This is a genomic window from Variovorax sp. GW823-FHT04B03 (assembly GCF_058796495.1).
In genome coordinates this window covers 129,092-147,420 of the sequence record NZ_JBXAIT010000009.1, presented here as the reverse complement: position 1 = coordinate 147,420, position 18,329 = coordinate 129,092, and the positions used below count along the sequence as shown (strand labels likewise).

The 18,329-nt window shown below is 66.9% G+C and carries 19 protein-coding genes; 1 reads left to right on the top strand and 18 read right to left on the bottom strand.

Annotated features, from left to right (window positions below; translation table 11 throughout):
- Nucleotides 1-16: 16 nt before the first annotated feature.
- Nucleotides 17-1,915 carry a glycosyltransferase family A protein gene (locus tag AC1RAD_RS31020; RefSeq protein WP_492738952.1) on the top strand — a complete coding sequence of 633 codons (1,899 nt, stop codon included), beginning with the start codon at nucleotides 17-19 and terminating at the stop codon, nucleotides 1,913-1,915.
- Here AC1RAD_RS31020 and nagZ read toward each other — a convergent pair.
- The 18 genes from nagZ to fabG form a co-directional block, all read right to left on the bottom strand.
- Nucleotides 1,885-2,982 (bottom strand): beta-N-acetylhexosaminidase, encoded by a 1,098-nt coding sequence (nagZ, locus tag AC1RAD_RS31015; RefSeq protein WP_492738950.1) that lies wholly within the window; start codon nucleotides 2,980-2,982, stop codon nucleotides 1,885-1,887. The genes AC1RAD_RS31020 and nagZ overlap by 31 nt on opposite strands.
- A gap of 44 nt (nucleotides 2,983-3,026) precedes the next feature.
- Nucleotides 3,027-3,419, bottom strand: coding sequence for a holo-ACP synthase (acpS, locus tag AC1RAD_RS31010; protein ID WP_056572075.1), 393 nt, complete (start codon nucleotides 3,417-3,419; stop codon nucleotides 3,027-3,029).
- Nucleotides 3,416-4,189, bottom strand: coding sequence for a pyridoxine 5'-phosphate synthase (locus AC1RAD_RS31005; RefSeq protein WP_354342759.1), 774 nt, complete (start codon nucleotides 4,187-4,189; stop codon nucleotides 3,416-3,418). Before AC1RAD_RS31005 ends, acpS begins: the two co-directional genes overlap by 4 nt.
- Nucleotides 4,190-4,215: 26 nt before the next feature.
- Nucleotides 4,216-5,091 (bottom strand): DUF7164 domain-containing protein, encoded by an 876-nt coding sequence (locus AC1RAD_RS31000; protein ID WP_492738948.1) that lies wholly within the window; start codon nucleotides 5,089-5,091, stop codon nucleotides 4,216-4,218.
- Nucleotides 5,092-5,135: 44 nt separating this feature from the next.
- Nucleotides 5,136-5,909 (bottom strand): DNA repair protein RecO, encoded by a 774-nt coding sequence (gene recO / locus AC1RAD_RS30995; RefSeq protein WP_062475523.1) that lies wholly within the window; start codon nucleotides 5,907-5,909, stop codon nucleotides 5,136-5,138.
- A 1-nt stretch (nucleotide 5,910) separates the two neighbouring features.
- Nucleotides 5,911-6,876, bottom strand: a complete 966-nt coding sequence (gene era, locus AC1RAD_RS30990) for a GTPase Era (RefSeq protein WP_056572080.1) — start codon at nucleotides 6,874-6,876, stop codon at nucleotides 5,911-5,913.
- Between the two features lie 7 nt (nucleotides 6,877-6,883).
- Nucleotides 6,884-7,570, bottom strand: coding sequence for a ribonuclease III (rnc, locus tag AC1RAD_RS30985; protein WP_056572447.1), 687 nt, complete (start codon nucleotides 7,568-7,570; stop codon nucleotides 6,884-6,886).
- A gap of 20 nt (nucleotides 7,571-7,590) precedes the next feature.
- The gene (locus AC1RAD_RS30980; RefSeq protein ID WP_062475531.1) at nucleotides 7,591-7,962 is read right to left on the bottom strand and encodes a DUF4845 domain-containing protein; all 372 of its coding nucleotides are present in this window, start codon (nucleotides 7,960-7,962) and stop codon (nucleotides 7,591-7,593) included.
- A 41-nt stretch (nucleotides 7,963-8,003) separates the two neighbouring features.
- The gene (lepB, locus tag AC1RAD_RS30975; RefSeq protein ID WP_062475534.1) at nucleotides 8,004-8,969 is read right to left on the bottom strand and encodes a signal peptidase I; all 966 of its coding nucleotides are present in this window, start codon (nucleotides 8,967-8,969) and stop codon (nucleotides 8,004-8,006) included.
- An 11-nt stretch (nucleotides 8,970-8,980) separates the two neighbouring features.
- On the bottom strand, nucleotides 8,981-10,792 hold the full coding sequence (gene lepA, locus AC1RAD_RS30970; protein ID WP_070062248.1) for a translation elongation factor 4: 1,812 nt from the start codon (nucleotides 10,790-10,792) through the stop codon (nucleotides 8,981-8,983).
- Between the two features lie 522 nt (nucleotides 10,793-11,314).
- On the bottom strand, nucleotides 11,315-12,793 hold the full coding sequence (locus AC1RAD_RS30965) for a DegQ family serine endoprotease (RefSeq protein ID WP_492738947.1): 1,479 nt from the start codon (nucleotides 12,791-12,793) through the stop codon (nucleotides 11,315-11,317).
- 108 nt (nucleotides 12,794-12,901) lie between these two features.
- Nucleotides 12,902-13,969, bottom strand: coding sequence for a MucB/RseB C-terminal domain-containing protein (locus tag AC1RAD_RS30960; protein ID WP_223301400.1), 1,068 nt, complete (start codon nucleotides 13,967-13,969; stop codon nucleotides 12,902-12,904).
- A gap of 38 nt (nucleotides 13,970-14,007) precedes the next feature.
- A complete protein-coding gene (locus tag AC1RAD_RS30955; RefSeq protein WP_492738945.1) occupies nucleotides 14,008-14,682 on the bottom strand; it encodes a sigma-E factor negative regulatory protein in 675 nt (224 codons plus the stop codon).
- A 17-nt stretch (nucleotides 14,683-14,699) separates the two neighbouring features.
- Nucleotides 14,700-15,374 carry an RNA polymerase sigma factor RpoE gene (gene rpoE / locus AC1RAD_RS30950; protein ID WP_390341912.1) on the bottom strand — a complete coding sequence of 225 codons (675 nt, stop codon included), beginning with the start codon at nucleotides 15,372-15,374 and terminating at the stop codon, nucleotides 14,700-14,702.
- Between the two features lie 9 nt (nucleotides 15,375-15,383).
- Nucleotides 15,384-15,866 (bottom strand): hypothetical protein, encoded by a 483-nt coding sequence (locus AC1RAD_RS30945; protein ID WP_492738943.1) that lies wholly within the window; start codon nucleotides 15,864-15,866, stop codon nucleotides 15,384-15,386.
- A 13-nt stretch (nucleotides 15,867-15,879) separates the two neighbouring features.
- Nucleotides 15,880-17,124: a beta-ketoacyl-ACP synthase II gene (gene fabF, locus AC1RAD_RS30940; protein ID WP_492738941.1), complete on the bottom strand. Its 1,245-nt coding sequence runs from the start codon at nucleotides 17,122-17,124 to the stop codon at nucleotides 15,880-15,882.
- A gap of 96 nt (nucleotides 17,125-17,220) precedes the next feature.
- Nucleotides 17,221-17,460, bottom strand: a complete 240-nt coding sequence (acpP, locus tag AC1RAD_RS30935; protein ID WP_007830471.1) for an acyl carrier protein — start codon at nucleotides 17,458-17,460, stop codon at nucleotides 17,221-17,223.
- Between the two features lie 100 nt (nucleotides 17,461-17,560).
- Nucleotides 17,561-18,304 carry a 3-oxoacyl-ACP reductase FabG gene (gene fabG, locus AC1RAD_RS30930; RefSeq protein WP_062475549.1) on the bottom strand — a complete coding sequence of 248 codons (744 nt, stop codon included), beginning with the start codon at nucleotides 18,302-18,304 and terminating at the stop codon, nucleotides 17,561-17,563.
- Nucleotides 18,305-18,329: the final 25 nt, after the last annotated feature.

The window sequence follows — 18,329 nt, the reverse complement described above, 5'->3', positions numbered from 1 at the left end:
GGTACAGTCGTCGCCCATGACCCTGCCACGGCTGCACTTCACGTCCCTGTCCGAAGACGCGGTCTGCGGCGACATCGTGCGGACCTACCGCCTGGCGGCCGAGCAGCTGGGCTACCCGACGAGCTACACGCCGGCGAACATCGACCCCGGCGCGATCAACATCCTGTTCTTCTTCTGGAACTTCCCCTGGAAGAGCCTCGAGCCGTTCCACCCGAATTGCATCGTCGTCAACTTCGAGCCGATGGTCGAAGGCACGCATGCCTGGAACGACCGTTACCTCGACCTGCTCCCGCGCTGCTACCTGTGGGAGTACAGCAAGACCAACTTCCATCGCCACCGCGAGCTCGGCTACCAGAACGCCGACTACGTGCCGCTCGGCTGGGAGCCGGACGCAGCCCGCATCCTGCCGTTGTCGGAAGTCCTGCCCGAGGAGGAGCGCGACATCGACGTCTGCTTCTTCGGCTCGTTCACGCAGCGCCGGATCGACGTGCTGGAAGCGCTGATGGCGCGCGGCCTGCGCGTCGAGATGACGCGCGGCGGGTTCTGGACCCAGGCCGAGCGCGAAGACCGCATGCGCCGCGCCAAGGTCATGCTGAACCTGCACAACTGGGAAGCGTCCCGCGTGGTCGAGACGCCCCGGCTGTCGATCCTGCTGCGCCATCGCAAGGCCGTGGTCTGCGAGCTCTACCCCGACAGCGAGATCGACCCCGCCTTCCGCGATGCGGTGGTGGGCGTGCCCTACGACCAGCTGGTCGACACCGTGGTCGCGCTGGTCGCCGATGCGCCGCGCCGCGCGCAGCTCGAACGCGACGGGCTCGACACGCTCGAGCGGGCCTTCGCGCCGCCGGACATCGGCCCCGCGCTCGAACGCTACTTCGCCTGGCGCGCCCAGCAGCCCGACCGCGTGCCGCCCGTGGCGATGCCGCGCGTGACGGTCTGCCTCACCGTCAGCGTGGTGCCCGACGGCAGCGGTGATGACTGGCTGCAGGACCTGCGCGGCTGGGCCGCACAGGCCGATGTGGCGCTGGAGCTGGTCGTGGTGGCGGCGGGTCTGCCGGCGTCAGCTGAAAGCGAGGCGCGCGCCATCGCCCCCGACCTGCGCTGGATCGCGCTGCCCGTGCCCTGCGACCGCGCCACCTTGCGCAACCTCGCGCTCGCGCAGGCCACCGGCGATCACGTCGTCTTCGCCGATACGGGCGACCGCGCCCTGCCCGGCCGCCTGCAGCGGCAGGCTGCACTGCTCGCCGCCTGCCCGGACCTGGACATCGTCGGCTGCTGGAGCGAGACGCCCGCCGGGCCGCTGAAATACGCCCAGCGGCACGATGAAATCGTGGCCGAAGCGCTAGGCCCCGAGCCGCTGCGGCTGTCGGCCTGCCTGGTGCGCCGCCGCTTCCTGAAACGCACCGGCGTACGCCACGACCCCGAGTTCGCGGTGCACGACAGCCTGCAGATGCTGTGCCGCTGCATCGTGGCCGGCGCACGCTTCGCGGTCATTCCCGAACTGCTGCACCGCGCGGCACCGGTCGCGCCGCCGGCAGACCTCGCGCACGCCGCTTCGCTCGCCATGCGCGCGCGGCGCGCGGTGCTGCGTCACTTGTTGCCGCGCAGCCGCGTGGAAGACATCGACCTCATCGCCCAGCTCTACGCGCACCTGTGGCCGCCGCAGCGCGACTTCGCCGAACAGCTGCTGCGCACCGTGGCGCAGGCCTGCGCAGCGTCCGCCGGCACGCCGCGGATCGACGCTGAAATGCTGACGCGCGCGCTGCGCACCGAAACCCTGCGGCTGCTGCAGGTGTTCTTCCAGGCCGGCCTGGCCGACAAGCCCTGGCTGGAGTCGCTGTTCGAGACGCCCGAGGTGGCCGCATTGCTCGGCCCCGCGGCGAATCAGCTGCCGGTGCGGCCCTTCCGGGGCTGAGCGCCGGCCAGCAGGCGCTGCGCCTGCACATAGCGCGTCGAGGCCGTGAGCGCCTGCCAACCCAGCGCTTCACCGCCCGGCAGCAGCGACCGGCGCCGCGCCTCGCTGGCCGCATCGCCCTGCCAGCGACCATCGGCCGCCGCGGCGGTGAAGCCGTCGAGCATCTCGTCCAGCGGCCGGCCTTCGCCGATGCTCTGGTTGCACAGCAGCGCCAGGTCGCAACCCGCCGCAAGGGCCGCCAGCACGGCGTCGGTGTAGCTCAGCAGCTGGCCGTCGATGTAGCGCCCGGCTTCCATGCTCAGGTCGTCGCTGAACACCGCGCCGTCGAACGCGAAGCGCTGGCGCAGGATGTCCTTCAGCCACTTTTCGGAGAAACCTGCCGGCCGCTTGTCGACCTTCGGGTAGATCACGTGCGCGGGCATCACGGCCGCGAGCGTGCCGCCCAGCCAGTCGTAGGGCCGCGCGTCGTCGGCCAGGATGGCTTTCAGGCTGCGCCGGTCGACCGGGATCTCGACGTGCGAGTCAGCCTGCACGAAACCATGCCCCGGAAAGTGCTTGCCGCAGTTGCGCATGCCCATCTGCAGCATGCCGTGCATCACGCTCTTGGCGAGCAGCGCGACCACGCGCGGGTCGCAGTGGAAGCTGCGGTCGCCGATCACGCTGCTGCCGCCGTAGTCCAGATCGAGCACCGGCGCGAAGCTGAAGTCGACGCCGCAGGCGCGCAACTCGCCGGCCAGCACCTGCCCGGCCGCAGTGGCGACCTGCGTGGCGCGCAGGGCATCGTGCATCCACAGCTCGCCCAGGCTGCGCATCGAGGGCAGCCGCGTGAAGCCGTCGGTGCGAAAGCGCTGCACCCGGCCGCCTTCGTGGTCGACGCAGATCAGCAGGTCGGGCCGGATCGCCTTGATCTCGGCATTGAGCGCGGTCATCTGCGCGCGGTCCTGCCAGTTGCGGGTGAAGTGGATCACGCCGCCCACGTGCGGGTTGGCGAGGCGCCGGCGGTCGGCGGCGGTGAGTTCGGTGCCGGCCACATCGATGAGGAGCGGCGCGTGGTTCAGTTCGGTCATGTCTGTCGATCGGTCGGCAAGGCGCAACGGCGCCGGAGATTCGTTCAGGCCTTTTCCACCACCACGAAGCTGGCGGCGTACTCGGTTTCGTCGGTGACGGTCACGTGCGCCGTCAGGCCCTGCGCCTCGAACCAGTCTTTCAGCTCGCCGTGCAGCACGATCACCGGCTTGCCGCTGCGCAGGTTGGCGATCTCGCACAGGCGCCAGCTCATCGGCATGCGCATGCCCAGGCCGATGGCCTTGCTGAAGGCTTCCTTGGCGGAAAAACGCGTGGCGAGGTAGCTCAGGCCGCGCTTGGGCCAGCGCGCGGCGCGGGCCTGCCAGATGGCGAACTCGGCGTCGCTCAGCACCCGGCGGGCGAAGCGTTCGCCCTGGCGCTCGAAGGTGGCCGCGATGCGGCGCACGTCGCAGATGTCGGTCCCGATGCCGTAGATCATGCGGCGTCGGCGATGCAGCGCAGGTAGTCGCGCGTGGTCGCGGCGTACCCGAGTTCGAGCGCATCGGCGACGAAGGCATGGCCGATCGACACCTCGTGCACGCCGCGCACCGCGCGCAGGAACGGCGTGAGGTTGTCGCGGCTCAGGTCGTGGCCAGCATTGACGCCCAGGCCCGCCGCATGGGCGGCCTGCGCCGCGGCCACGTAGCGCGCGAGCACGGCGGCTTCCTGCGGCGTGCCGCGCGAGGCGGCGTAGCCTTCGGTGTAGAGCTCGACGCGGTCGGCGCCCACGGCCTTGACCGCGGCCATCATCTCGGGGATCGGGTCCATGAACAGGCTCACGCGCACGCCCAGCGCCTTGGCTTCGGCGATCAGCGGGCGCAGGCGCTCGGCGTCTTCCGGGAAGCTCCAGCCGTGGTCGCTGGTCGACTGGGTTTCGCTGTCGGGCACGAAGGTGGCCTGGTGCGGCTTGAGTTCGCGCACGAAGTCCATCAGGTTGTGGAAGGGGTTGCCTTCGATGTTGAACTCGATGCCCGGCCAGTCCTTGGCGAGCAGTTCCGACAGGTCGCTCACGTCGTGCGCGCGGATGTGGCGCGCGTCGGGGCGCGGGTGCACGGTGATGCCTTGCGCGCCTGCGGCCAGGCAGGCCTGGGCGGCGCCCACCACGCTGGGGATGCCGAGGTGGCGCGTGTTGCGCACCAAGGCCACCTTGTTGAGGTTGACCGACAGGGCCGTGGTGGTGCGAGGGAGGGAGGACGAGGTATCGCTCATGGACGCAATCGCTTTCTTCTCTTCGTTCATGCGCCGCCCGCGCCGGCCCGGAGGTCGTCGGTGGGGGTGACAGCAAGCCAGTGACAGTAGCCGCCGAGCGTCGTCCTGTCGATGTCGCCGGGCGCCATGTGGTCGTAGGCGCCGGCACGGAAATGGTGCTTGGACCAGTACTGGTCGGTGTGCCAGCCGTGGATATGCAGCACGTCACCGCCCAGCCTGCGATCGGTGTACGGCAGGTGGTCGAGCAGGCCCAGCGAGCAGCGCTGCGGGTAGGTGCGCCGCAGCGCCAGCTCGCCGGCGTACATGGTGAGCACGTTCTTGCACCAGCCGGGCCACTCGCCCTGGAAGTCGCGGAACTCCTCGTCGAGCAGCTTGTGGCAGTAGTCCAGCTGGGCCTGCACGAAGTTGCCCACGAACTCGGTCGGCCCCAGCACCGACGCGCCGACGTTGTGCAGCCCCGAATGCGGAAAGCCCCAGCGCGCGCTGCACTCGGAGAGCTTGCGGCGCACCTCTTCCTGGTACGCATAGGCGCCGAAGCCGAAGCACAGGCCGGTCGGCTCGAAGCTGGCCAGCGCCGGCGTGACGAAGGTATCGCAGTCGGTCTTGAGGATCGCGTCGTAGTTGCGGCACACGGCGAGCACCGCCGGGTCGCACAGGTTCGCGATCGAATTGATGTAGCCGTAGCCGGCCCATTCGGGGTGCTGGTCGGCGTAGGGCAGGCCCGGAATCACGACGATCCGGTCGTCGGTGGGCAGCCGGGCGATCACGTTCGGGTGGCACACCGCGATCAGCTCCCCGCCGCGCGCGAAGACGCCGGAGACGATCATGCTCCGGTACAGCCAGTGGAACTCGTCGACGATTTCTTTCTTGTCGTCGACGTAGACGAGGACACCCAGACGCATGGCTTCGGTTTTCAGGTTGGCGTTTCGATCGATCGTGCGCCGGGCTAGAGCGCTTGCAGATCTCTCATCATCTGCCGCGTGCGCAGCGTGGTCACGCCGCAATGGTAGTTGAGCAAGGCCCGCAGCTGGTTGCGCAGGGCACTGTTGCTGCCGGCGTTCATGGTCGCGACCTCGCGCAGGGTGGCGGTGAACGGGGTGCGGTCGTCGAGCACGCTCTGCAGCACCTGCCAGTCGGCGCCGGCCAGCGCGGCCTCGTCCTTGGCGGCCTGGCGCAGGCCGGCTTCGGGCACGAGGGTGTAGCGCGTGCGGGCCGCCAGCGGCTCCAGGGTGAGCGTCTGCACGTCGAGCGAGGGCAGCAGGCCGACCGAGCGCAACAGCAGCAGCTCGAAGGCGCGCAGCGCGGCGGCCTGCGTCGCGGCCTGGGCGCCCGCATGGTCGCCGGCCAGCACCTGCACCACGCCGGCGTAGGCGTCGAACAGCGCCTCGTGCGCGTCGTCGCGCGCCAGCAGGCGCAGCAGCAGCTCGTTGACGTAGTAGCCCGAGAGCAGCGCCTCGCCGGTCGGCATGACGTGGCCGCCCATCCATTCGGCGCCTTTGAGCGTGCGGATCTCGGCGTCGCCGCCGTAGTTGAGCTGCAGCGGCTGCAGCGGCAGCAGCACGGGACGGAAATTGGAACTCGGCCGCTTCGCCCCCTTGGCCACGAGCGCGATGCGTCCGTGGTGGCGGGTGAAGACCTCGAGGATCAGGCTCGACTCGCTCCAGTCGTAGCGATGGAGCACGTAAGCCGGTTCATGCGAAACGCGATGAGCGGCGGCCACTTCATTCGTAGCCGAAGGAACGCACGCGGGCTTCGTCGTCGGCCCAGCCGGAGCGCACCTTCACCCACAGCTCGAGGAACACCTTGGCGTCGGCCAGCTTCTCGAGCTCGACGCGGGTTTCCATGCCGATGCGCTTGATGCGCTCGCCCTTGTCGCCGATCACCATGGCCTTGTGGCCGTCGCGCTCGACCACGATGGTGGCGGCAATGCGCAGCAGGCGCTTCTGGCCCTTCTTCTGGGGCGGCTCTTCCTCGAACTTGTCGATGATGACGGTCGAGGTGTAGGGCAGCTCGTCGCCCGTGAGGCGGAAGAGCTTTTCGCGCACCAGTTCGCCGGCGAGGAATTTCTCGCTGCGGTCGGTGAGCTCGTCCTCGTCGTAGAACCAAGGCTGCTCGGGCAGGTATTTCTCGCAGATGCCGAACAGGCGCTCGACGTCCTTCGCGTTCTTGGCCGACATCGGCACGAACTCGGCGAAGCTGTGCTTGGCCTGCATGGTCTGCAGCCAGGGCGCGATGTCGCCGCGGCGGTGCACGTTGTCCAGCTTGTTGGCCAGCAGCACCGTGGGGATGCCCTTGCCCAGCAGCTTGAGCACGCGCTCGTCGGCCGGCGTGAAGCTGCCGGCCTCGACCACGAACAGGATCAGGTCGACGTCGCCGACCGCGCCCTGCACGGTCTTGTTGAGCGACTTGTTCAGCGCGTTGGCATGCAGGGTCTGGAAACCCGGCGTGTCGACGAACACGAACTGCGTGGCGCCCAGCGTGCGCATGCCGGTGATGCGGTGGCGCGTGGTCTGCGCCTTGCGCGAGGTGATGCTGATCTTCTGGCCGACCAGCGCATTGAGCAGCGTCGACTTGCCCACATTGGGCTTGCCGACGATGGCGATCAGGCCGCAGTGCTGCGGCCCGGTGGCAGGCGTGTCGCCTGCGGTGTCTTCGGGTCCCGCTGCGGGATTGGTTACATCGTTCATTCTGATTTCACGCGGCGCCGCGTGCCTTGAGCCGGATCAACATGGCGGCCGCGGCAGCTTGCTCGCCGGCGCGGCGCGAGCCGCCGATGCCGCGCTCGCGAAGGCCCAGCTCGGGCACCTCGCACTCGACATCGAAGGTCTGCTTGTGCGCTGCACCCAGCGTCGCTGCCACGCGGTACACCGGCAGCTTCATTTTGTGGCCCTGCAGCCATTCCTGCAATTCGGTCTTCGGGTCTTTCGCGGCGGCTTCCATGCGCGGATTGATCTCGACCGCCTCGTAGAGCCGGTGCACCAGCGCCTGCGCGGCGGCAAAGCCGGCGTCCAGGTAGACCGCGCCGATCAGCGCTTCGAGCGCGTCGGCCAGGATGGAGGGCCGGTTCGGGCCGCCCGAGCGGGCTTCGCCTTCCCCCAGGCGCAGCAGCGGCGACAGCGCCAGCCCCAGCGCGAGCCGGTGCAGCGTGTCCTGCTTGACCAGGTTGGCCCGCACGCGCGACAGGTCGCCCTCGGGCAGTTCCGAGAGACGGATGTACAGCAGATGCGAGACGGCCAGGTTCAGCACCGAGTCGCCGAGAAACTCGAGGCGCTCGTTGTGATCGGCCGAGAAACTGCGGTGCGTGAGCGCGAGCTGGAGCAGGCGCGGGTCCGAGAACGTGTACTGAAGGCGCGCCTGCAGCGCGACGAGGCTGCCGTCCACCTTCTTGTTCGACACCGCGGTCAGCGGGACGCGCCCTTGTATTTGAGCGTCAGGTAGGCCGGCCCGAACAGGGGGATCTCGCGCTCGTACGCATACGACACGACGACCTTGTCGCCCACCTTCTTGATCTCGAGGTCCCGGCCGCTGACCGACTTGAAGTCGTCGATGGCCTGGGCGCGGTCGAAGATCGCGCGGATCTCGGGCACCGTGGCGCCTTCCTTGGCCTTGTTGGCGGCCTTGTCGATGGCCTGCCATTCGATCAGCGTCGGAATGACCTGCGCGACGACGACGCCCACGCAGCCCAGCACCGCCGCGACGAACACCAGGCCGATGAACGAGATGCCGCGCTGGTGCGCGGCACTGCCACGGACGGACCGACTGTTGGTTCTCATGCCCTCTTACCCCTCGAACAGTAACGTTGACTGTTGATTAATTATTGAAACGGACCGATGCGACCGAGATCGCCGAAGTTCATCCAGACGAAGAAGGCCCTGCCCACGATGTTCTTGTCCGGTACGAATCCCCAGAAACGGGAATCGGCCGAATTATCGCGGTTGTCGCCCATCATGAAATAGTTGCCTTCGGGCACCTTGCACACCACGCCCTCGACCGAGTAGCGGCAGTTCTCGCGGAACGGGAAGTCGCTGGCACCCGGCACGAAGGCGGGAGCGTTCTCGTCGTTGAGGATCTTGTGCTGCTTGCCGCCGAGGTCTTCGTCGAACTGCTTCAGGATGCGCATCGACTCGCCATCGAGGTAGTCGGCGATCGGGGCCTTGCCCACCGGCTGGCCGTTGATCGTGAGCTTCTTGTTCAGGTAGGCCACCTCGTCGCCCGGGATGCCGACCACGCGCTTGATGTAGTCCATGCTGGGCTTGGGCGGATAGCGGAACACCACCACGTCGCCGCGCGCCAGCGGCGTGCCGTCGGTGAGCTTGGTGTTGACGACCGGCAGGCGCAGGCCGTAGGTGAACTTGTTGACCAGGATCAGGTCGCCGGTCAGCAGCGTGGGCATCATCGAGCCCGAGGGAATCTTGAATGGCTCGTACAGGAACGAGCGCAGCAGGAACACCACCAGGATCACGGGGAACAGGCCCGCCGTCCAGTCGAGCCACCAGGGCTGCATCAGCAGGCGTTCGCTGGCCTTGGCGTCGGTGGTGTCGACCTGGGTGATGCCCTGCCCCGCCAGGCGCGTGTTGCGTTCGGCGATGGAGCTCTCGAGCGTGGCGGCGGCGCGTTCGCGCTGCGGCAGGAAGTAGAAGCGCTCGGCCAGCCAGTAGACCCCGGTGACCACCGTGGCCACGAACAGCAGCAGCGCGAAGTTGCCTTCGAGCGCGCCGAAATACCAGGCGCCGACGTAGCTGGCGAACGCCGCGAGAACCAGGGTGGTGAGGTATGCCATGTTCGTGGTGATCAGTCTTCGACTTGCAGAATCGCGAGGAAGGCCTCTTGCGGGACTTCGACGGAACCGATCTGCTTCATTCTTTTCTTGCCCGCCTTCTGCTTCTCGAGCAGCTTCTTCTTGCGGGAGATGTCGCCGCCGTAGCACTTGGCGAGCACGTTCTTGCGAAGTGCCTTGATTGTCTCACGCGCAATGATCGTGACCCCGATGGCCGCCTGGATCGCCACGTCGTACATCTGGCGCGAAATGATCTCGCGCATCTTCGACACCACCGCCCGGCCGCGGTACTGCGACTGGCTGCGGTGCACGATGATCGACAGCGCATCGACCTTGTCGCCGTTGAGCAGGATGTCGACCTTCACCACGTCGGAGGCCCGGTACTCCTTGAACTCGTAGTCCATGGAGGCGTAGCCGCGGCTCACCGACTTCAGCTTGTCGAAGAAGTCGAGCACGATTTCGCCCAACGGCATCTCGTAGGTCAGCATGACCTGGCGGCCGTGGTAGGCCATGTTCAGCTGCACGCCGCGCTTCTGGTTGGCCAGCGTCATGACGGAGCCGACGTATTCCTGCGGCATGTACAGGTGCACGGTGACGATGGGCTCGCGGATTTCCGCCATCTTGCCGACGTCGGGCATCTTGGACGGGTTCTCGACCATGATCACTTCGCCGTCGTTGCGCACCACCTGGTAGACCACGCTCGGCGCGGTCGTGATCAGGTCCTGGTCGAACTCGCGCTCCAGGCGCTCCTGCACGATCTCCATGTGCAGCAGGCCCAGGAAGCCGCAGCGGAAGCCGAAGCCCAGCGCCTGGCTCACTTCGGGTTCGTAGCGCAGCGACGAATCGTTGAGCTTGAGCTTCTCGAGCGCGTCGCGCAGCGAGTCGTACTCGCTGGCTTCGGTCGGGTACAGGCCCGCGAACACCTGCGGCTGGATTTCCTTGAAGCCGGGCAGCGCCTCGGTGGCCGTGGCGGCCGCGCCACCAGTGCCGGGCCGGATCAGCGTGACCGTGTCGCCGACCTTGGCCGCCTGCAGCTCCTTGATGCCCGCGATGATGTAGCCCACCTCGCCGGCTTCGAGCGACGCGCGCGCTTCGTTGGCGGGCGTGAAGACGCCGATGCTGTCGGCGTTGTACATCGCACCCGACGCCATCATCTTGATGCGCTCGCCCTTCACGAGGCGGCCATCGACCACGCGCACCAGCATCACGACGCCGACGTACGGGTCGAACCAGCTGTCGATGATCATCGCGCGCAGCGGGCCGTCGGGATTGCCGCGCGGTGCGGGCATGCGCGCGACGATGGTCTCGAGGATGTCGTCGATGCCGACACCGGTTTTTGCGGAGCACGGAATCGCGTCGGTCGCATCGATGCCGATCACGTCTTCGATTTCGGTGCGCGCGTTGTCGAGATCTGCGTTCGGCAGATCGATCTTGTTGAGCACCGGGATCACTTCGACGCCGAGGTCGAGCGCGGTGTAGCAGTTGGCCACCGTCTGCGCCTCAACGCCTTGCGATGCGTCGACAACGAGCAATGCGCCTTCACATGCCGACAGCGAGCGGCTCACTTCGTACGAGAAGTCGACGTGGCCCGGCGTGTCGATCAGATTGAGGTTGTAGACCTGTCCATCGCGTGCCTTGTAGTGCAGCGCGGCGGTCTGCGCCTTGATGGTTATCCCACGCTCTTTTTCGATGTCCATCGAGTCGAGCACCTGCGCTTCCATCTCGCGTTCCGCGAGGCCGCCGCAACGTTGGATCAAACGGTCTGCGAGCGTCGACTTGCCATGATCGATGTGCGCAATGATCGAAAAATTTCTGATGTGATTCATCAACGGGAACGCTTAAGTACTTGAATTGGCTCGGGCGCCGAGGGGCGGGGCCAAGAAAAAAGGGCGCGTCTTCTGGAGACGCGCCCTGAACCAACAAGCAATGGCAACTGCAGTAGTTGGAACTTCATTGTAGGCAAAAAGGGAAGCACGTACATCCGGGAACAGGGTCCAAAGGGCTCGTTGCAGGTCCACAACATCAAAGATACTCACAACTTATCAACAGGATCGGTGGAGCAGTAGCTGAACAACTTGTGGGCGATCTGTGGAGCACCGGTGGACGGCTGTGTGACATCTCGCATCGTGAAGGCCATCGCCCTCTTTATGCGCTGACTGGCCGCCAGGAGCTGTCTATTCTACCGAAATTCGTCCTTAGCCCTTTTATAAGTTAGTGATCGCAAACAAATCTCGGTGTTTTCAAGGCCCCGGATTTTTTTAGAGGCTGGCGCCGAAGCGTCGTAAACACCTCGAAAAAATGGCCCCAAACCCGACTGCCGGGTGGGGCCACTTGACGCCGCCGCCGTATCAGCGTGCGGGTCGGATCAAGGCGTACTGCGCCCAGTCGCCTCGGCGGTAGAGCACGCTCAGCGACTTGGCCTTGTCCGCCTTGGCGACCGCCGCCTCGAATTCGCGGGCATTCGCCACCTCGAGATTGCCCACCGCCAGGATGACGTCACCCTCGCGCAGGCCGGCCCGCGCCGCGGCGTCGTTGGCGGCATCAACCTTCACACCGCCCTTCAGCTTGAGCTCTTTCTTCTGCGCATCGCTGAGGTCGCTGACCGCGAGGCCGAGTGACTTGAGGACCGCGGAAGCAGACGGCTTCGCAGCCGGCTCGTCGCGGTCGGTTGCGCGCTTGGCGGGCTTGTCCGGCTCGATCTCGGCGATGGTCACGCTGAGGTCGCGCGAGCTGCCGCGGCGGAACACGGTGAGCGTGCTCTTGGTGCCCGGCTTGGTATTGCCCACGAGGCGCGGCAGGTCGCTCGGTTTTTCGATCGCCTTGCCGTCGAACTTGGTGATGACGTCGCCCGGCTCCACGCCGGCCTTCTCGCCCGGCGAACCGGCTTCGACACCGCGCACCAGCGCGCCCTGCGCCTTGCCCAGGCCGATGGCCTCGGCCACGTCCTTCGTGACCTGGTCGATCTGCACGCCGATGCGCCCACGCGAGACGCGCCCCGAGGTGCGCAGCTGCTCGCTGACGCGGATCGCCTCGTCGATCGGGATCGAGAACGAGATGCCCATGAAGCCGCCCGAACGCGAATAGATCTGGCTGTTGATACCCACCACTTCGCCGCGCATGTTGATCAGCGGGCCGCCCGAGTTGCCGGGGTTGATGGCCACGTCGGTCTGGATGAACGGCAGGTACTCGCCCGTGTCGCGCTGCTTGGCGCTCACGATGCCGGCCGTGACGGTGTTCTCCAGGCCGAAGGGCGAGCCGATCGCCATCACCCACTCGCCCACGCGCAGCTTGGAGATGTCGCCCACCTTCACCGCGGGCAGGCCCGTGGCTTCGATCTTCACCACGGCCACGTCGGTGCGCTTGTCGGCACCGATGATCTTGGCCTTGAACTCGCGCTTGTCGGGCAGCGTGACCAGCACCTCGGAGGCGTCTTCCACCACATGCGCGTTGGTCATGACGTAGCCGTCGCCCGTCAGGATGAAGCCCGAGCCCACGCCGCGCGGACGCTCTTCTTCCTGCTGCGGACGGTTCGGGCGCGGCCCCTGGCGCGGCGTGCCCGGCAGCGGCTGGCCGAAGAAGCGGCGGAAGAACTCCTGCATCTCCTCGTCCATCTCGCCATTGCCACCGCCGCGCTGCGCGACCTTCTCGACGGTGCGGATGTTGACCACGGACGGACCGACCTGGTCGACCAGGTCGGTGAAGTCGGGCAGCGTGCGCGTCTGCGCATGCACCGACTCGACCGGCAGGAAAGCGGCGCCGGCCGTCAGCGCCAGCGCAAAGGCCAGCAGACCGGAACGAAGCTTGTGTCCCTCGACTTTGAACATCATCGGTTGTCTTTCCAAAAGAACAGAGCTGCAAATAACGACAGAGGCTATGAGTACCCGGCGCCGGCTTGGTTCAGCCCGAACGCCTGCACGGCGTCAGCGCATCGCCCGTCAGCGCGTGCGCGCGAGGCTCTGGGCAAAGGCATTGAGCGTCTGCTGCGGCACCTCGCCGACCGCGGTCAGCCACCAGTCGCTGGCCGGTGCGGGCAGTCGCCGGCGGATCGCGTTAGTGGCACCGATGGTCAGCACGCCATCGCCTGGCGTGCGCGCGGGGTCGTAGCGTTCGATGAAGAGCGAGACCGTCGCCAGGCCGTCGGAGAAGGTCCACTGGACGGTGGTTGCTTCGGGCTTGGGCGGCTTGCCGTCGCCGGCGGGCAGCGCAGGGCGTCGGAAGAAGCTTCGGGGCTTGAATCCGGCCACGGGTGTGCGCAGCATCCAGCCTTCGTCCTGCGCCGTGCTGCGCTCGAGTTCGAGCTTCTCGATTCGGTAGCCGCTCGTGTTGGCCATCATCTGCGCCAGTGCCTGCGCCTTCACGGGCGCATCGAGCTGCAGCTCGGAGAACGCCGACTGCTCGACCACGCGGGTGTCGCTGTCGACGGTCTGGAGCTTCACCACGAGACCGGAGCGGCGTTCGCTCCAGATGCGATAGCCGAAGCGCAGGCCGTCGCGCGGCACCAGCTGCACCACGTCGGCATCGAAGCCCGCGACGCGGTCCTTGCCGATGGCGCGCACGTCGTAGTAGTCGCCCACCGACGAATCGGGCTTGTCGGGCAGGTTGGGGAAAAGGTCGAGGTTCTCGCGCTTCTCGACCTTCACGACCTTCGCCTCGGGCAGGAAGGTCATCACGTTGCGGTTGCGCCGGAAGGTCGAGCGCGGCGGGCCCGACAGCGCTTCGATGCGCTCCAGCTGGTGATCGCCGTCGCGCACATGCCAGATGCGCGCGCTCGACAGGTCGCCGCCCGGCGCCGATACCACGAAGGTGCCCACGTAGCTGCGCTGTCGCGCGCCCGCATGCATGCGCTGCAGCCACTCGGTCACGCCCATGGCCGGCGGTTCGTCGGTCTGCGCCGAGGGCACGCTCTTCGTGTTCGCCGCGCCGTAGCGGGTCTGCGCGGTGGCCATCTGCCCCAGGCAAAGAACAGCAAACGCGAGCACCAGGGTGCGTGCGGAAATCGGCATGTGAACAACGGTCATTGCAGGCGGCGACGGTCGCGCAATCAGCGCGTGGGGCCCTCGAAGGTGGCGTTGCGCAGGAAACCGGACGGCATTTGCGATGCACCACCGGCCTGCTGGTGGGCTTCGAGCAGCTGGTCAAGGCGCGGATCGCGCAGCATGACCTGCGGATTGCCATTGCCGACCAGCACGCGGGTCGGCGTCAGGGCGCCGTTGCCCGGCAGCTCGCTGCCACCGGCCGCGGCCGCCAGCACCGAGTTCGCCACGGGCGGTTGCACCGCCGCCAGTTGGGCACCGCCGTTGGGCACCGCGGCACCGTTGCCGACCAGCGTCCAGCTGATGGCCGCCACGGCCATCAGCGACGCAGCGCCGGCCACCAGCTTCCAGCGGAACACCGGCTCGTTGGCCGCCTCGGCACGCTGCCGCACGGGCTTCGCGGCCGGCACGGCAGCCAGCGGTGCCACGGCCGCGGGCGGCGCCATCACGACCGGCTCTTGCGCCAGCCGCTGCTGGAAGCGCGCCAGGAAGGCCGAGGTGTCGCTGCAGCGCGAATGCGCCGACGAGCGCAGCACATCGCCCACCACGTGGTAGGCGTGCCAGGCGTCGCGCGAGTCGTCCTCGGCGCAGACGGATTCGATCGCACGCGCGAACGCCTCGCCCTGCAAATGGCCGTCCGCCAGTGCGGACACCTGTTCCCGAACCGTCATCGTCTGATTCATGTCATTCACCTGCTGATCTACCAACGCTTGCCGGACTGGTTGTCCAGCAGCGGCTTGACCCTGGCCGAAATGGCCTCGCGCGCCCGGAAAATACGCGAGCGCACCGTGCCGATCGGGCAATCCATGACCTCGGCAATCTCTTCGTAACTCATCCCCTCGATCTCGCGCAGCGTGACTGCCTGGCGCAACTCGGTGGGGAGCGCTTCCATGGCAGCCTCGACGGCACTGGCGATTTCGTTCGCCGCCATGACCGATTCGGGGGTTTCATCGGTGGTTGGTTCGTTTCCAGGGCGGTAAGTTTCATCTTCGTCGTCCGAGGACGAACGCAGTGCGCTTTCGGAGACGGTCGGATCGCGCTTCATGTCCACCAGCGCCTTCTTGGCGGTGTTCACGGCGATCCGGTACAGCCAGGTGTAGAACTGGGCCTCGCCGCGAAACTGGTGCAGCGCGCGGTAGGCGCGGATGAAGGTTTCCTGGGCGATGTCCTCGATCAGGTCGACATCGCGCACCATGCGCCCGATCAGCCGTTCGATGCGGCGCTGGTACTTGATGACCAGCAGCTCGAACGCCTTCTGGTCGCCCGCGACGGTGCGCTGCACCAGCTGGAAATCGACCTCACCCGGGCGCGGCGCCTGCGCCGCCTCATCGGGCAGCGCGGACTCCGGAGGTACGGGAGGCAAGGAAGTGGTCATCGAAACGGATCAGGGCGCGTCGGCCGGAGCGGTCGCGCGCCAGGGGTCGCCGGCCACCTCGGCGACCGGGGGCCGCGCGTAGACCGCACGGCGCACGTCGCGCCAGCGCTCGGGCATGGCCCGCTGCTCGAGCCAGACCCAGCGGGCCGCGCGGCCGGGTTCGGCCAGGCGGACCAGCAACAGCGACTGGAAATCGAGCGCCACCACGGCGCGCGCGGCGAGCACGCCGCGCGTCGGATCGGCACCGGTCAGCGACCAGTGCGATCCGTCGAAATGCAGCGTCGCCGCACCGTCCCGCCGCAGGCCAAAGCCTGCCGCGACACCAGAGAAGACGACGCTGAGGAGCAGCAGCAACTGACGCCAGCCATTGCTATCGAACAGATAGCAGGCCGCGCCGGCGCAGCAGACGCCCAGGGTCCAAAGGGCCAGAAGAATCCGGGTCGCGCCGCGGGTGCGCCCCACCGGATAGGTCACCGACGGTGCGCTGTGCATGGGAGAGCGACGCTCAAGCGCGCTTGAACACCAGCGTGCCGTTGGTGCCGCCGAAGCCGAAGTTGTTCTTGACCGCGACATCGATCTTCAGATCGCGCGCCTCGTTGGCGCAGTAGTCGAGATCGCACTCCGGATCCTGGTTGAAGATGTTGATCGTCGGCGGACTCTTCTGGTGATGCAGCGCGAGCACCGTGAACACCGATTCGATGCCGCCCGCGCCGCCCAGCAGGTGGCCGGTCATGGACTTGGTCGAATTGACGACGAGCTTCTTCGCGTGATCGCCGAAAGCCAGCTTGACCGCATTGGTCTCGTTGAGGTCACCAATCAGCGTCGAGGTGCCGTGCGCGTTCAGGTACTGGACCTCGTCGGCATTGACACCCGCATTGGCCAGTGCCATCGCCATCGAACGGCGGGGGCCGTCGACGTCGGGCGCGGTCATGTGGTACGCGTCGCCGGTCATTCCGAAGCCGGAGACTTCGGCGTAGATCTTGGCGCCGCGTGCCTTGGCGTGTTCGTACTCTTCGAGCACCAGCACGCCGGAGCCCTCACCCAGCACGAAGCCGTCGCGGTCCTTGTCCCACGGGCGCGAAGCCGTGGTGGGATCGTCGTTGCGGGTGCTCAGCGCGCGAGGCGCGGTGAAGCCGCCGATGCCCAGCGGAGAGATGGTCGATTCCGCACCGCCTGCAATCATGACGTCGGCATCGCCGTACTCGATCATGCGTGCCGACGTGCCGATGGCATGCAGGCCGGTGGTGCAGGCGGTCACGACGGCGATGTTCGGGCCCTTGAAGCCGTACTTGATCGACACGTGGCCCGAGATCATGTTGATGATCGACGCCGGCACGAAGAACGGCGAGATGCGGCGCGGGCCGCGGCTCGCGTATTCGCCGTGCGTCTGTTCGATCATCGGCAGACCGCCGATGCCCGAGCCGATGTTGCAGCCGATGCGCACGGCCTTTTCATAGGACAGCGCTTCGCCGGTCGGCAGTCCGCTGTCCTGCACCGCCTGGATGGCGGCGGCGAGTCCCAGATGAATGAAGCGGTCCATGTGACGCGCTTCTTTCTCCGAGATGTATTGGGTGATGTCGAAACCCTTGACCTCACCGGCGAACTTGCAGGCGAAGGCGCTTGCATCGAACGCGGTGATGTTCGCAATGCCCGACTTCCCGGCCAACAGGTTGGTCCAGGATTCGGTTGCGGTGTTTCCGACAGGAGCGATGCAACCGAGTCCGGTCACGACGACGCGGCGTTTGGTCATGCCGGCAAACCTTTCTGGAAGCGCTGGACAGCTGCCGATCGGCGCGGGCGGTTGAAAAAAGAGCCGCCGGCCGTCGTTGCAGTGTCAGCTGGCCGATCAGGCCTTTTGATTCTTGGTGGCGTAGTCGACGGCGTTCTGCACCGTCGTGATCTTCTCTGCGTCTTCGTCCGGGATCTCGATGCCGAACTCGTCTTCGAGTGCCATCACGAGTTCGACCGTGTCGAGCGAGTCAGCGCCGAGGTCGGCCACGAAAGCCTTTTCGTTCGTCACTTGGGACTCTTCCACGCCGAGTTGCTCGGCGATGATTTTCTTGACACGTGCTTCGATATCGCTCATTTGATTCCCTCTAAGGGTTGTAGGTAACTGGTGGATTTTAGCCGGGCGGCCCGTGGCATTTGCCCCGCGCTCCGGTACGGAAAAAGATTGCGCCTTTCGGCTACATGTGCATGCCGCCGTTGACGTGCAGCTCCTGCCCCGTCACGTACGAGGCCTGCGGCGATGCGAGGTAGGCCACCGCATGCGCGATGTCGGCCGGCTTGCCCAGGTGGCCCAGCGGGATCTGCGAGAGCAGCGCCTGTTGTTGGGCTTCCGGCAGGCTGGCCGTCATGTCGGTTTCGATGAAGCCCGGCGCGACGCAGTTGACCGTGATGTTGCGGCTGCCGAGTTCGCGGGCCAACGCACGGGTCATGCCCGACACGCCGGCCTTGGCGGCCGCGTAGTTGGCCTGGCCGGCATTGCCGGACGCGCCCACCACGCTCGTGATGCTGATGATGCGGCCATAGCGCTGCTTCATCATCGGGCGGATCACCGCGCGCGAGAGACGGAAGACGGCCTTGAGGTTGGTGTCGAGCACCGCATCCCAGTCGTCGTCCTTCATGCGCATGGCAAGCGTGTCGCGCGTGATGCCGGCGTTGTTGACCAGCACATGGATCGCGCCGTAAGCCTGCACGATCTCGTCGATCAGGGCTTCGACAGCAGCGCCGTCGTTCACGTCGAGCGCACGGCCGCGGCCGTCGAACGCGCTCAGCGCCTGGGTGATCTTGGCAGCGCCGTCATCGGTGGTGCCGGTGCCCACGACCTTGAGGCCGCGCTGCGCGAGTTCGAGTGCAATGGCGGCACCGATGCCGCGCGTTGCGCCGGTGACCAGGGCGACCTGGCCTTCGAATTTGGGAGTGCTCATAAAAGAGAAAAAGTATCGGGGCCTG

Excerpts from the sequence above, each read along its gene's own strand:
- AC1RAD_RS31020 (WP_492738952.1), top strand. The coding sequence starts at position 17 with ATGACCCTGCCACGGCTGCACTTCACGTCCCTGTCCGAAGACGCGGTC.
- nagZ (WP_492738950.1), bottom strand. The coding sequence starts at position 2,982 with ATGACCGAACTGAACCACGCGCCGCTCCTCATCGATGTGGCCGGCACC.
- acpS (WP_056572075.1), bottom strand. The coding sequence starts at position 3,419 with ATGATCTACGGCATCGGGACCGACATCTGCGACGTGCGCCGCATCGCG.
- AC1RAD_RS31005 (WP_354342759.1), bottom strand. The coding sequence starts at position 4,189 with ATGAGCGATACCTCGTCCTCCCTCCCTCGCACCACCACGGCCCTGTCG.
- AC1RAD_RS31000 (WP_492738948.1), bottom strand. The coding sequence starts at position 5,091 with ATGCGTCTGGGTGTCCTCGTCTACGTCGACGACAAGAAAGAAATCGTC.
- era (WP_056572080.1), bottom strand. The coding sequence starts at position 6,876 with ATGAACGATGTAACCAATCCCGCAGCGGGACCCGAAGACACCGCAGGC.
- AC1RAD_RS30980 (WP_062475531.1), bottom strand. The coding sequence starts at position 7,962 with ATGAGAACCAACAGTCGGTCCGTCCGTGGCAGTGCCGCGCACCAGCGC.
- lepB (WP_062475534.1), bottom strand. The coding sequence starts at position 8,969 with ATGGCATACCTCACCACCCTGGTTCTCGCGGCGTTCGCCAGCTACGTC.
- lepA (WP_070062248.1), bottom strand. The coding sequence starts at position 10,792 with ATGAATCACATCAGAAATTTTTCGATCATTGCGCACATCGATCATGGC.
- AC1RAD_RS30965 (WP_492738947.1), bottom strand. The coding sequence starts at position 12,793 with ATGATGTTCAAAGTCGAGGGACACAAGCTTCGTTCCGGTCTGCTGGCC.
- AC1RAD_RS30960 (WP_223301400.1), bottom strand. The coding sequence starts at position 13,969 with ATGCCGATTTCCGCACGCACCCTGGTGCTCGCGTTTGCTGTTCTTTGC.
- AC1RAD_RS30955 (WP_492738945.1), bottom strand. The coding sequence starts at position 14,682 with ATGAATCAGACGATGACGGTTCGGGAACAGGTGTCCGCACTGGCGGAC.
- rpoE (WP_390341912.1), bottom strand. The coding sequence starts at position 15,374 with ATGACCACTTCCTTGCCTCCCGTACCTCCGGAGTCCGCGCTGCCCGAT.
- AC1RAD_RS30945 (WP_492738943.1), bottom strand. The coding sequence starts at position 15,866 with ATGCACAGCGCACCGTCGGTGACCTATCCGGTGGGGCGCACCCGCGGC.
- fabF (WP_492738941.1), bottom strand. The coding sequence starts at position 17,124 with ATGACCAAACGCCGCGTCGTCGTGACCGGACTCGGTTGCATCGCTCCT.
- acpP (WP_007830471.1), bottom strand. The coding sequence starts at position 17,460 with ATGAGCGATATCGAAGCACGTGTCAAGAAAATCATCGCCGAGCAACTC.
- fabG (WP_062475549.1), bottom strand. The coding sequence starts at position 18,304 with ATGAGCACTCCCAAATTCGAAGGCCAGGTCGCCCTGGTCACCGGCGCA.